11 protein-coding genes are annotated in these 12749 nt (G+C 68.2%); 5 read left to right on the top strand and 6 right to left on the bottom strand.

Annotated features, from left to right (window positions below; all coding sequences use genetic code 11):
- The gene (locus B1400_RS05660; protein WP_095613458.1) at positions 1 to 813 is read left to right on the top strand and encodes an SDR family NAD(P)-dependent oxidoreductase; all 813 of its coding nucleotides are present in this window, start codon (positions 1 to 3) and stop codon (positions 811 to 813) included.
- 67 nt (positions 814 to 880) lie between these two features.
- On the opposite strand, the gene B1400_RS05655 is transcribed toward B1400_RS05660, so the two are convergent.
- The 3 genes from B1400_RS05655 to B1400_RS05645 form a co-directional block, all read right to left on the bottom strand.
- Entirely contained in the window at positions 881 to 2602 is a 1722-nt protein-coding gene (locus tag B1400_RS05655) for a DEAD/DEAH box helicase (protein WP_095613457.1), read from the bottom strand.
- A gap of 286 nt (positions 2603 to 2888) precedes the next feature.
- On the bottom strand, positions 2889 to 4271 hold the full coding sequence (locus B1400_RS05650) for a uracil-xanthine permease family protein (protein ID WP_095613478.1): 1383 nt from the start codon (positions 4269 to 4271) through the stop codon (positions 2889 to 2891).
- 245 nt (positions 4272 to 4516) lie between these two features.
- Positions 4517 to 5641 carry a YeiH family protein gene (locus tag B1400_RS05645; protein WP_162288188.1) on the bottom strand — a complete coding sequence of 375 codons (1125 nt, stop codon included), beginning with the start codon at positions 5639 to 5641 and terminating at the stop codon, positions 4517 to 4519.
- A gap of 169 nt (positions 5642 to 5810) precedes the next feature.
- On the opposite strand from B1400_RS05645, the gene B1400_RS05640 reads away from it, so the two are divergent.
- The 3 genes from B1400_RS05640 to B1400_RS05630 all read left to right on the top strand — a co-directional run bounded on the left by B1400_RS05640 (position 5811) and on the right by B1400_RS05630 (position 7947).
- A complete protein-coding gene (locus B1400_RS05640) occupies positions 5811 to 6887 on the top strand; it encodes an alpha/beta hydrolase (protein WP_407641073.1) in 1077 nt (358 codons plus the stop codon).
- A 171-nt stretch (positions 6888 to 7058) separates the two neighbouring features.
- Positions 7059 to 7373, top strand: a complete 315-nt coding sequence (locus B1400_RS05635; protein ID WP_235607346.1) for a hypothetical protein — start codon at positions 7059 to 7061, stop codon at positions 7371 to 7373.
- A 217-nt stretch (positions 7374 to 7590) separates the two neighbouring features.
- Positions 7591 to 7947, top strand: a complete 357-nt coding sequence (locus B1400_RS05630; protein ID WP_095613475.1) for a cupin domain-containing protein — start codon at positions 7591 to 7593, stop codon at positions 7945 to 7947.
- A 92-nt stretch (positions 7948 to 8039) separates the two neighbouring features.
- Here B1400_RS05630 and ychF read toward each other — a convergent pair whose 3' ends face one another.
- From ychF to B1400_RS05615, 3 genes are all read right to left on the bottom strand, one after another.
- Positions 8040 to 9128: a redox-regulated ATPase YchF gene (ychF, locus tag B1400_RS05625; RefSeq protein ID WP_095613455.1), complete on the bottom strand. Its 1089-nt coding sequence runs from the start codon at positions 9126 to 9128 to the stop codon at positions 8040 to 8042.
- 55 nt (positions 9129 to 9183) lie between these two features.
- Complete coding sequence (proC, locus tag B1400_RS05620) at positions 9184 to 9990, bottom strand: pyrroline-5-carboxylate reductase (protein WP_095613454.1); 807 nt, start codon at positions 9988 to 9990, stop codon at positions 9184 to 9186.
- 118 nt (positions 9991 to 10108) lie between these two features.
- Positions 10109 to 11446 carry an alpha/beta fold hydrolase gene (locus B1400_RS05615; RefSeq protein WP_095613453.1) on the bottom strand — a complete coding sequence of 446 codons (1338 nt, stop codon included), beginning with the start codon at positions 11444 to 11446 and terminating at the stop codon, positions 10109 to 10111.
- A gap of 234 nt (positions 11447 to 11680) precedes the next feature.
- On the opposite strand from B1400_RS05615, the gene B1400_RS05610 reads away from it, so the two are divergent.
- The coding region (locus B1400_RS05610) for a sensor histidine kinase (protein WP_235607345.1) at positions 11681 to 12749 on the top strand (1069 nt) is incomplete at its 3' end.

Raw genomic sequence — 12749 nt, 5'->3', positions numbered from 1 at the left:
ATGACGACATTGATCACCGGAGCCACCGGCGGCATCGGCCGGGAGCTCGCATTGCGCTGCGCACGGCACGACGCCGACCTCATCATCACCGGGCGCGACGCCGGCAGGCTCGCCGTGCTCAAGGCGACGCTCGAGCACGACCTCGGCGCGCGCGTCGTCGCCGTAACGATCGATCTGGCGCATCCCGACGCCGCCCAACGCCTGCACCGCTTCGCGCACGGCCGCGGCATCGTCGTCGACACGCTCGTCAACGACGCCGGCTTCGGCGACTGGGGCGCCTTCCTCGACATGGACGAGGAGCGGATGCGAGCGATGATGCAGGTGAACATGGTCACGCTCGCCGAACTCATGCGCCTCTTCGGCGCCGACATGCAGGCCCGCGGACACGGCCGGATCCTCAATATCGCATCCGTCGCGGCGGTCGCGCCCGGCCCCTACATGGCGATGTACTACGCGACGAAGGCCTTCGTGCGCTCGCTCGGCGAGGCGGTCGCCTACGAGCTGCGCGGCAGCGGCGTGATGGTGACGACGGTGTGTCCCGGACCCGTGTCCACCGGCTTCGAACACGCCGCGCATATGCACGGGAAGAACTTCTACACGCTGCCGCTGTTCAAGCCGTCGACGCCCGAGGCCACGGCCGCCTTCGCCTATGCGAGGATGCAGGCCGGCAGCGCGCTCGCCTATCAGGGCGCGCTCGCGAAGATGGCGTCCTTCGGCGTGCGACTCGCCCCGCGCGCGCTCGCCGCGAGGGTCGCCGCGAAGCTCAATGGCGGGGACCCGGGCGCCCGGGCCGACGACGGCGAAGGCCGCTGAGACCATGACGGGGCGCCCGTCCGGGGCCGATGGTTCCGGACGGGCGCCCCGTCGATACGGGCGGCGCTCAGCGCATGCGGAACGGCGTCGAACGACGCTTGCCGTTGGCGCGCTTCCTCATGCCGCCGTTGCGCCGCTTCGAGCCGCCGCGCCTGGCTGATTTGGCGTGGTCGGCGTTCTCCTGACGATGCCTGCGCCGCGCCTCCTCCCGGCGTTCCTGACGCTTGGCGTCCTCGCCGCGCTCGTCGCGCACGATGCGCTGTTCGCGCCGGTGGATGCGCTTGCCGCCGCGACGCCCCTCGTCATGGCGGCGATCGCCGCGCGTCTGGGCGTCGCGCTTCGCGGGGGCGGCGGCGTCCGTCTCCTCGCCGCGCACGCTGTGGACGTCGCCGAGGAAGCGCTGCGCGAATTCACGGCGTTCGTCGTCGATCTGCCGCTGCAGCTCGCGGTTGCGTTCGCGGGTGCGCGTCTGGTTGCGCCGCGCCTTCGCACTGCGTGACTGGCGCGCCTCACGGCGCTCCGGCCTTCTGCCGCGCGGACGCGCCGCGCGCCGACGTTCGAGTTCGGGCAGCTCCCATCCTTCGACGAGGGGGGCCGCCTCGCCGACGAGTTCGGCGACCTGCGGCGAGTCGGGACGGACCTCGAGCGGCTTGACCGCCAGTCCCGCACGCCGCAGCAGACCGCGCGCGTAGCGTTTCTGGTCCGGCGTGACGATCGTGACGACGTCGCCGGCCCTGCCGGCGCGCGCCGTGCGTCCGGAACGGTGCAGGAACGATTTGGGGTCGTCCGGCGGATCGACCTGGATGACGAGCTCGACGCCGCTGACGTCGATGCCGCGCGCAGCGACGTCGGTCGCCACGAGCACGTTCGTCGCGCCCGATTCGAAGGCCTGCAGGTTGCGGTCGCGCTGGTTCTGGCTGAGGTTGCCGTGCAGCTCGGCCGCCGGGATTCCCCGCTGCGTGAGCGCCTTCGCGAGCTTCTTCGCCTGGAACTTCGTGCGCGTGAACAGGATGCGCCTGCCCTTGCCGCTCGCGAGCGCGCGCACGAGTTCGTTCTTGTCGGCCTTCGTCGTCAGGAACACATGGTGCGTCATCAGATCGGCGCGGTCGGTCGCCTCGTCGACGCTGTGCACCTTCGGATCGTCGAGGAACTCGTCGACGACGGCGTCGACGCCGTGGTCGAGCGTGGCCGAGAACAGCATGTGCTGCGCGCCGCGCGGGATCTGCGCGAGCAGCCGCTTGATCGGCGGCAGGAAGCCCATGTCGGCCATTTCGTCGGCCTCGTCGAGCACGACGACACGCACGTCGTCGAGCGTGAGCGCGCCCTGCTCGATGAGGTCCTCGAGACGTCCCGGGCATGCGACGACGATCTGCGCGCCGTCGTTGAGGTCCCTGAACTGCCGCGCGTAGCGCACGCCGCCGTAGACGGTCGTCGTCGTCATCCCGTACAGCGCGGCGAGCGGCGCGACGACGTCGTTGATCTGGTTGGCGAGCTCGCGCGTCGGCGCGAGGACGAGGCCGCGCGGATGCGGCTTCGCGCCGCGGGGCTCACGACGGCCGTGCTCGCGGTCGTCGTCGAAGGAGGCCGCGACGCGGGTCACGAGCGGGATCGCGAACGCGAGCGTCTTGCCGGAGCCGGTGCGTCCGCGGCCGAGCACGTCGCGGCCGGCGAGCGAATCGGGCAGCGTGTCCTGCTGGATCGGGAACGCGGCGCGTTTGCCTTCGTCGGCCAGCAGATGCACGATCGGGCCGTCGACGCCGAGCTCGGCGAAGGTCATGGCGTCCTGCATCGCGGAATCGTCGGCGGCGGATGCGGGGGTGATGTCGGATGGAGCGGATGTAACAGGTGAAGCGGGCACGGTGGCCTTCCTAGTCAGATGTCGGCGCAGGGTGCGCAAACTCGAACATTCTAGCGGCACCCCGCTACACGTCCCGCGTCGGCGCCGAGGCGCGACGGCGCATCCGCGAAACATGCGCAAGACAGACATGGGGCCGCGCACCGTCCTGATCGACGGCGTGCGCCCCATGTCTGTTTCCGGCTCGCGCGAAGTCCATGAACGATCGCGCGAGCCGTCATTACTTGACGATCTTCACGGAGTTCGGCTGCGCGGGCTGCGGGGACGTCCACTGCGCCGCCTCGTCGTCGCCCGCCGGCGCCGCGGACGGCGCGGCGTCGTCGGCGGACGGCGACTTCGGGATCGCGCCGGTCGCCCGGCCGATCGCCTTGAGGCCGTGGTAGAGCACGAGCACGGCGATCGAGCCGATCGCGATGCCGTTGAACTGCACGTCGGAGATCGCGAACTGGAAGTTGGCGATGCCGATGATCATGACGATCGAGGCGGTCATGATGTTGAGCGGCTTGCTGAAATCGACCTTGTTGTCGACCCAGATCTGCACGCCGATCATGCCGATCATGCCGTACAGCAGCGTCGTGACGCCGCCGAGGACGCCGGCCGGGATCGAGTTGATGACCTCGCCGAACTTCGGGCACAGCGACAGGATGAACGCGAAGCCCGCGGCGCACCAGTAGGCAGCCGTCGAATACACCTTCGTCGCGGCCATGACGCCGATGTTCTCGCCGTAGGTCGTCGTGCCGGAACCGCCGCCGAAGCCGGCGACCGTCGTGCCCAGACCGTCGGCGATGAGCGCGGTGCCGATCTGGTCGTCGTAGTCGTGACCGGTCATCGCGGCGACCGACTTGACGTGGCCGACGTTCTCGGCGATGAGCACGAGGACGACCGGCAGGAACATCGGCAGCACCGAGAAGTCGACATGCGGCAGGTGGAAGCGCGGGAAGCCGATCCATGCGGCGTCGCCGATCGCCGCGAAGTCGACCTGGCCGCGCACGCACGCGTACGCGTAGCCGATGAGCACTCCGATGAGGATGTTGAGACGGCCGAGCAGCCCCTTGAACAGCACGGCGACGAGGACGACGGCGAACAATGTGACGAGGGCCGTGTCCGGCGCGGTCTGGAAGTTCGTCCACACGGTCGGCGCGAGGTTGAAGCCGATGATCGCGACGATCGCGCCGTTGACGACCGGCGGCATGATGCGGTCGATCCACGCGGCGCCGGCCACCTGCACGGCGACGCCGATGAGCGCGAGCAGCAGGCCCGTGCACAGGATGCCGAAGCTGGCGACGGCGATGCCCTTGCCGGCGCTGTAGACGGCCGTGATCGGGGCGATGAAGCCGAAGGAGGAACCGAGGTAGGACGGCAGGATGTTCTTGTTGATGAGCAGGAACAGGGCCGTCGAGAACGCCGTGAAGAACAGCGTCGTGGAGGGGTCGAAATGGGTCAGGATCGGCACGAGGAACGTGGCGCCGAACATCGCCACGACGTGCTGCGCGCCGATCTCGATCGTACGCGGCCAGGTGAGGCGCTCGTTCGGCTCGACGACCTCGCCGGGGCCGAGCGTCTTGCCGTCGCCGTGCAGTTTCCAATGGAACATGCCCGCCATCGAAAGGTTGGTCATAAAGGTCTCCTTGACTTCTCTGGACTGCTCTCGGCGGCGCGCGGACGGCGCAGGGCCCGCGCGGACGCCATCGTCATTGTAATGCGCCCATGTCACGAACGGGCGATATGGCGTCATAATCGTCCGGTCCATGCGACGCACCTTCGCGGCGGGCGGAAAACGGCGTCGCCCGCGCCCCGGGGATGCGGGGCGCGGGCGACGGGTGGCGGCGACTGCCGGTCAGGGGGCCGTCACTTCGCGGGGAAGAACAGCAGCGCCAGGCCGATGCACAGCGCGACGAGGATGACCGAAGCGATGAGCGAGGCGACGAAGGGCTTGACGCCCTTCTTGAGCGCCTTGAAGTTGACGTTGATGCCGAGCGCGGCCATCGCCATGCCGAGGAAGATCTTCGCGACGTCGTTGCCGAGCGCGTTCACGAACCCGGTCGTGGCGGGCCATGCCTTGAGCATGAGCGTGCCGATCGCGGCCGTCGCGATGAAGCCGAGCATGAACCACGGGAAGGCGACCTTGCGCTTGCCGCCGTCCGACGGGACCTCGCTGTGGCGCTTGTCCCACCAGATCGCGACGATGATCGCGACGAAGACGAGCATGAGGACGCGCGAGAGCTTCATGATGTTCGCCATCGTCGCGGCGTCGACGACGCCCTGCTGCGCGGCGAGCTGCTCGTTGTTGAGGCCGTCGCCCGCGGCGACGGCGTGCGCGATCTCATGCAGCGAGCCGCCGGCGACGAAGCCCTCCTGCGCCTGCGTGAGGCCGAACAGCGGCAGGACGGCGATCTCGAGCAGCGCGAAGATCGTGCCCATGATCGCGACGATCGCGATCGCGGTGACCTCGTCGTTCTCCTTTTCCTCCTCGCGCTTGGGCGAGACCTTGATCGAACCGGAGACGCCCATGACGGCTGCCGCGCCGCAGATGCCGGTGCCGCAGGCCACGAGGATGGCCATCAGCGGATCGACGCCCATCCAGCGGCAGATGCCGTAGGTGATCAGCACGGTGACGGCGACGATGACGACTGCGAGCGGCAGGCACTTCGCGCCCGTCGTGAACAGCAGCTGCAGGTTGAGCTTGAAGCCGAGCAGGATGATGCCCAGACGCAGGAACTTGTTCGCGATGAGCCCGGCGGCGTCCTTGACGCCAGCCTGGCGCTGCGGATCGTCCTTCGTATACCATGCGCGGATCGGGAACTGGACGACCATGCCGATCAGCAGCGCGATGATGAGCGCGCCGAGGATCTTCAGCCCCGGGAACTGCGCCGCCCACATGCCGACGACCGTGGCCGCGAGCGTGATGACGACTATGAGCAACATCTCCTTGGTGGCAATGCGCTTGCCCCATTTCTCACAGAATTCTTTCATGTTCTCCAGTAGTACTCCGTACCCGCAACCGCATCCGCCGATTGCGTCATCAGCGAATGGCGCCCCATGTCGGCGCGGATGGGCTCTTCATCCGCAAAACGTTGGAAAATCGCCGAAACTGTGCGATAATGAAAGACGTATGCCCGAACGCAGGGAAAGGACAAACAGGATGAATACGATGTCAACGCCCTATTCGCTCACATGCCCCGACCTGGACACCCTGACGATGGAACGCGACGACCTCGACTGCGCGATCGCGCCGATCGCGCGCTACTGGACCGAGATCGACGACGACCTGCGCGCGCTGGGGGGTGAGCAGGCCGCGAAAATCCGCCGCATGCGACTCGACACGGCCGAGTTCGACTATCCGCGCGCGGCCTATTGGCACGACCCCGAATCGGTCGACGTGATCGCCGACGCGCCCTACCGCGCCGACGGCGGCTACGACCGCGCCCACGGACAGGTCCGGGGCCATCTGCTCGACCTCTACCTCCCCCACGCTGCAATCGTTAGCGGCGGCGCGACGCTGCCGGTGTACATCGACGTCCACGGCGGCGGCTTCTGCTACGGGTACAAGGAGCTCAACCGCAACTTCTGCACGCATCTGGCCGCGCTCGGTTTCGCCGTCTTCTCCCTCAACTACCGTCCGGCCCCGCAGACCGACCTGCGCGGCCAGCTGACGGACATCCAGGACGCGCTGCGCTGGATCCGGGCGAATCTCGGCCGGTTCCCGGTCAACCCCGACGCCGTGTTCCTCACGGGCGATTCGGCAGGTGCATGCCTCGCGCTGCTGACGATGGCGATCGAACTCGACGCCGGGGCCGCGGCGGCCTTCGGCGTCCCCCGGCCGTCGGGACTGCCGATCACAGGCGGCGCACTCATCAGCGGCGTCTACGACATCACGGAGTCCTCTCCGACGCGCGAACGCCTCACCGATACGCTGGGCCCCCGCTTCTTCGCCGGCCTGGAGGCGGCGCAACCCTTCCTGTCCCCCGCCACCCTCGTCCCCCGCTGCCCGCTGCCCCCGCTCTACCTGCAGACGAGCAGCGACGATTTCATCGAGGCCGAGACGCTCGCATTGGCGACGTCGCTGTCCGCATGCCGCGGCGATTTCGAACTGCATGACGAGAAGGTGCCCTCCACGCGCACGCTCGGCCATGTGTTCCCGGTATGCATGACGTGGCTCGAGGACAGCGAGCAGGTGCTTGCGCGCATGCGGCGGTTCGTCTACAGGCTCGCCCGCTGAGGGCGACGAACGACGATGATATTACGTTTTCCCTGCCATTGTTCGAATTATTACATATTGCGAAAACTGATGATTACCTGAACATATCCCTATAGTGTTGGCAGCATTCGCACATATCCCTCACATGTACGCCCCGTACAGTGGGAGACAACGAACAGAAAGGCAGCCGACATGACTACTGCAACAACCAACACCAACATCGATTCGGACAACATGAACACCGGCGCCACGAACGGCGGAGCGACCAAGGGCGCTTCCTCGGATGGCGACCTCGACTTCCAGGGCACGGCGAACGCGGCCGGCGAGGGCTCGCGCTGCGGATGCGGATGCACGAAGGACGACGCGGCCAAGCAGGCCGACAGGCGCGAGGGGACGAAGTCGAACGAGACGCCGCAGCCCGCGGAGCCGGTCAATCCCTTCCCGCCGCAGCAGGCGCCCAGCGGCGACGGCACCGGCGTCAAGGCCGGCGGCGAACAGGCCGAATGACGGCCCGCGCGTCGGAGGCGCTGCACCCGCTGCGCCACCGACGCCACAATCGCACATCACGACCCCGCGGTTTCGCATTGAGCGATGCGCGGGGTCTTCCGATGCCACGGCCGCGACGCTACACTGTGGGCGTGCGTACCGCAAGCCGGCATGCACGCCGGAGGATGACGCGGATGTTCGGATGAATCAAATCAATAAACAAAAAGGAGCGTGGATGATGACCGACGATGAGACACGGATGCGGGCGCTCGACGACGTCGCGCAGATGGTGAGCGTCCAGCCGGAGGCGACGGTGTCGCGCACCGTCATGCGCACCGAAGGCGGCAACGTCGTGCTGTTCTCCTTCGACGCCGGCCAGGAGCTCAGCGAGCACACGGCGGCGATGCCGGTCTTCGTGCAGACGCTCAGCGGCCGCCTGCTCGTCAGGGGCGGCGACGAGGAGCGCGAGGCCGTACCCGGCGACCTCATCTACTTCCCGACGCGCCTGCCGCATGCGATCAGGGCGCTCGAACCGTCGGTCATGATGCTGACGATGATCACGGCCGCGCGCGCCCACGACGCCATCGACGGCTGAGCCGAAAGACGCGAAAACGGCGGATTCCGTATGGTTCGCAACCCGTGAACCGTTGGGATTCCGCCGTTTTCGTATCGTGACGCTACGGTCGCTCAGACGTTGAACTTGAATTCGACGATGTCGCCGTCCTGCATCACATAGTCCTTGCCCTCGAGGCGCAGCTTGCCCTCCTCCTTGATCTTCGGCATCGAGCCGTCGGCGGCCACGAAGTCGTCGTAGGAAACGACCTCGGCCTTGATGAAGCCCTTCTCGAAGTCGGTGTGGATGACGCCTGCGGCCTGCGGCGCGGTCCAGCCCTTGTGGATCTGCCAGGCGCGCACCTCCTTCTCGCCCGCCGTCAGGAAGGTCTGCAGGCCGAGGATGTCGAAGCCGACGCGCGCGAGCTGGTCGAGGCCCGATTCCTTGAGCCCGGCGTCCTCGAGCATCTCGCGGGCGTCCGCCTCGTCGAGCTCGGTGAGCTCGGCCTCGAACTGCGCGTTGAGGAAGATCGCCGGCGCCGGAGCGACCGAGTCGGCGAGCTTCCTCTTGAACTCGTCGTTAGTCAGTTCGGCGTCGTCGACGTTGAACACGTAGATGAACGGCTTCGCGGTGAGCAGGTGGAGGTCGTAGAGGTCGTCCTTGTCGATCTCGCCGGCCTGCGCGGCGGCGTCGATCGTGCGTCCCGACTCGAGGATCGTCTTCGCCCGCTTGACGGCCTCCATGTACGACGGCTCGATCTTCCTGCCGCGCAGGTCCTTCTCGAGCTTCGGCAGCGCGTTGTCGATCGTCTGCAGGTCGGCGAGGATGAGCTCGGTATTGATCGTGTCGATGTCGTCCGCCGGGTCCACATGGCCGTTGACGTGGACGATGTCGTCGTCCTCGAAGGCGCGCACGACCTCACAGATCGCGTCGGCCTCGCGGATGTTGGCGAGGAACTTGTTGCCGAGGCCCTCGCCTTCCGAGGCGCCCTTGACGATGCCGGCGATGTCGACGAAGGTGACGGTCGCCGGCACGATCTTCTCGGTGTGCACGAGCCCGGCGAGCACCGGCAGCCGATCGTCGGGCAGCGGCACGATGCCGGTGTTCGGCTCGATCGTCGCGAAGGGGTAGTTCTCGGCGAGCACGTTGTTGCGGGTGAGGGCATTGAACATGGTGGACTTGCCGACGTTCGGCAGTCCGACGATTCCGATGGTAAGAGACATACCGCCCACTGTAGCGTTGCGGCTCGTCAACGCCGCAGCGGGCCGCACCCCGCGATCAGCCCCGTTGGATCGCGTCGACGGCGCGGATGACCGAGCCGCGGAACGCGCTCTCCTCGAGCGAGGCGACGCCCCTGATCGTCGTGCCGCCGGGCGAGCACACGGCGTCCTTCATCGCGCCCGGATGCGTGCCGGTGGCCAGATACAGCGCGCCGACGCCCTCGATCATCTTCGCGGCGAGCCGATAGGCGGTCGCGCGCTGCAGCCCGTACTTGACGCCGGCGTCGCCGAGCGCCTCGAGGTACATGTCGGTGAAGGCCGGCGCGCAGCCGGCGATGCACATCGCGATGTCCATATGCGCGCCGTCGACGCGTTCGACGAGTGCGATCGACCCGAAGATCCGCTCGAACTCGGCGCGCTGCGCGTCGGTGAGCGTGTTGTCGGTCTCGGTGACGAGCACGCCCTTGCCGACGGCCATCGGCGTGTTCGGGATCGTGCACTGCAGATGGATGAGCTCGCTCATCTCCCCCATCATCGTGTCGAAGCGGTCGAGCGTCCATCCGGCGGCGATCGACACGACGAACTTGTCGGCGCCCGCGAGATCGGCGACGACCGGCTTGATGACCGTCTCGATCTGGTGCGGCTTGATCGCCACGACGACGATGTCGGCGGCGTCCACGACCTCCTTCGCGTCGCGCAGCGCCGTCGCGCCGATCGCGCCGGTGGACTCCACGAGCTTGTCCCAGTGGGCCGCGCAGGCCACGATCTGCGAGCCGTCGAGGGTGCCCGCCTCGACGAGCCCCCGCGCGATCGCCTGTCCCATGTTGCCGAATCCGATGAATCCGACCGTGCACGCGTCCGTCATGTGCTTCCTTCCTTGCCGTGCGCGTCTGGCGCGCCGTCGTTGTCGTTCGCCCTCAACGGTAGCGCATCCGTGTTGCGGCCGTGCGCGCGAGCCGCGGCGCGGACATGCGCGTGCGCGCTCAGAACAGCTTGCGCAAGTCGCCGCGGTCGAGCGCCTCCTGGAACAGGTGGCGGAAGACCTTCGCGCCGTGCACCCCGTCGTGCTCGAACTCGTTCGTCACCCACCAGTGCGCGTTGCCGATGCGCGAGAGCGTGTCGAGGCTCAACGACGAGTCGACGTACATGTCGTCGAAGTAGACAGCAGCCTGCAAAGGCACCGTGTTGCGCGCCAGCTGCCCCTCGTCGTAGATCGTGCCGAAACGCGTGCGCCGCATCAGCGTCTCGACGGCCGCGCGGAACGGCCTGAGCGCGCGCTCCTGCTCGAACATCCACGGGAAGACGGCCTCGCCGGTCAGCAGCAGCGGGCGCGCGTCGGCCGAGAACCCGGGCATCGTGTCGCGCACGCGCTGCGCCGCCCAGTCGATCGGGGCCTCGAGTTCGCCGTTCGCGTAGATGAACTCCTGCAGCGGCCAATAGAGCGCGTTCGACGACGTGGCCGTCACGACGTCGGCGAGGAACTCGTCGGTCAGCGGCGACGTCTCCGACGCGCTGCCGTCGCCGGCGGCGAAGGCCTCGTCGAGCAGCCAATGCACGCGTTCGAAGCTCGGCTTCATGCCGAAGGACGAGCCGAGCGTCTGCAACCGCTCGACGGTGAAGGGGTCGCCGTTGGGCAGCTCGACGCGGCGCGAGGCGAGGATGTCGGCGAGCGCGTCGAGACGCGCGCGGTCGAGCGGGTAGCGGTCGGTGAACTGTTCGGTCTTGCGCCGCATGCGCGGGAAGGTGTGCAGATAGACCTCGGTCGCGTCGGCCGGCACATGCGGGATGCCGCCGGTCGTGAACGCGGCCGCGAGCGCCGTCGGGAACAGCGACAGGTAGGTGAGCGTCAGGAAGCCGCCGTAGCTCTGGCCGAGCGTCGTCCACAGGCTGCCGGCGAACTCGGTGCGGCGCAGATGCTCGAAGTCGCGCACGATCGAGTCGGCGAGGAAGTGCATGAGGTGGTCGGCGCCCGCCTCGCCGTCCATCGCGCCGATGACGTTGGAGTCGATGTGCGAGGAGCGTCCGGTGCCGCGCTGGTCGGGCAGCACGACGCGGAAGTGCCGGACGGCCTCGCCGATCCATCCGTCCGACTCCGGGTCGAGCGGCCGCGGGCCCGCGCCGCCGGGTCCCCCCTGCAGGAACAGCAGCAGCGGCAGGTCGTCGTGGATGTGGTCGGGCGCGGTGAGCACGCGGTAGAAGAGCTTGATGTGCGGGCCGTCGAAGCCGCGGCCGGGCTCGTGGCCGTCCCAGTCGAGCGGCACGTCGATCGCGTGCTCCGAAACGTGCAGTCCCGGCAGGTAGTATTCGGCGAGCAGTCCCATATGATGTCCCTTTCGTTGCGCCGTCCCGTCGTCGCGGCCGCGGCGTGCGCGCCCGGCGACGTCGTCTCCATCACAATCCCCTGTGCGGACATGCGTGCGGGCAAGGCGGCGCCGCTTCGTCCCCGCGGATGATTGCCCGTGGCGCGCGCGCACGCTACGCTGGGCGTCATGCCTTTCGATGCCCCACGTCCCGGCCCGCGGCGCGCGTCCCCGCGCATCCGTGCGCGCGGGTGGATGCATGCCCATCGCGTCATCGTCGTCGACGCGCTCGAGACGATGTGCCTGATGCTGCTGTGGATACTGCAGACGGGCGGCTTCGCATGGAACGACGGCGCCGGTCTGGTCTTCGACTATCCGCCCTCGTCCGCGGGCGCCGTCGCGGCGTGCACGGTGTGGAGCGCGCTGCTGACCGCCCCGTACATGCTGCACCGCACGCGCCCGGAGCTGGCCGTGCGCCTGTTCGTCGCCGTCGTCGCCGCGCAGCTCGTGTGCGGCCCTTCGCTCATCCTCGCCGACTTCATGGCCGTGCCGATGCTGTGCGCGGCGATCGTCTACGGCGAACGGGGCCATCTGCGCCGCTATCTGGCGACGGCGGCCGTCTTCGACGTGCTCACCGCGCTCGTCAACGCGGCGGTGCAGCTCTTCGGCCCGCTGCTGCGACGGCCGCGCGACGAGCGCTTCGGCGCCATCGTGTTCCCGTGCCGGATCGGCGCGGGGGGAGACCATTGCGGAGCGCAGTTCACGCAGGCCTTCGTGATCGTGCTGTTCACGGTGTCGCTGCCGCTCGCCATGGCGGTCGTCGTCGCGTTCTGGCAGCGGGCGCGCCATCAGACGGTCCGTCTGCTCAACGAATGCAACGAGGCGATCGTCGCGCGCGAACGCGAGGAGCGGCAGATCGCCGCATCGGCGGAGCGCGCGCGCATCGCCAGGGACATGCACGACATCGTCGCGCACACGTTGTCGATCATCATCATCCAGTCGGACGGCGGCCGCTACGCGGCGCGCGACGACCCGAAGCTGGCGCGCGAGACGATGGAGACGATCCGGCGCGAATCCGAGCACGCGCTGCACGACATGAAACGACTGCTCGGCGTCTTCGGCGGCTCCGAACACGCACGCCTGGCCGACGTCGACGCGCTCGTCGAGCAGGCGCGCGCCGTCTGCACGGACATGACGATCACGATGCGCACGCTCGGTCGGCCGCATATGGACGATCTCGACGAACGGTCGAGCGTCGCGATGTACCACGTCGTGCAGGAGGCGTTGACGAACATCCGCAAATACGCGGGCGCGAAGACGCATG

It is taken from the genome of Bifidobacterium italicum, assembly GCF_002286915.1.
In the GTDB taxonomy this organism is placed as follows: Bacteria; Actinomycetota; Actinomycetes; order Actinomycetales; family Bifidobacteriaceae; genus Bifidobacterium; species Bifidobacterium italicum.
The sequence above is the reverse complement of the archived record's forward strand: the minus strand, read 5'-3'. Positions and strand labels throughout refer to the sequence as shown.